The organism is Burkholderia sp. ZZQ-2, from assembly GCF_050768715.1.
Lineage (GTDB): Bacteria > Pseudomonadota > Gammaproteobacteria > Burkholderiales > Burkholderiaceae > Burkholderia > Burkholderia cepacia.
In genome coordinates this window covers 1-224 of record NZ_LDVA01000054.1, presented here as the reverse complement: position 1 = coordinate 224, position 224 = coordinate 1, and the positions used below count along the sequence as shown (strand labels likewise).

At 68.3% G+C, this 224-nt stretch carries 1 protein-coding gene; it reads right to left on the bottom strand.

All coding sequences use genetic code 11. The annotated features are described in order from the left end of the window. Positions 1-224: FAD-dependent monooxygenase (locus ABY44_RS01750; RefSeq protein ID WP_431640784.1), on the bottom strand; the 224-nt coding region annotated here is incomplete at both ends.

The window sequence follows — 224 nt, the reverse complement described above, 5'->3', positions numbered from 1 at the left end:
CACCTTCCTCGCGGTCGGCAGGTGCGAGAAGTCGGCCAGGGTCAGTTCGGTGCCGTGCCAGCTGAGCGTGACCTCCGACATGTCGGCGTGCGGGCGCGCCAGGAAGTCGTCGAGCAATCCGAGTCCATCCAGCAGCTCCTGGGTGGAGGGGTGGATCGTGTCGCCCCGGAAGTCGCGGAGGAAGTCGGCGTGCTTCTCGATCACGGTGACCCGGAGCCCGCGAC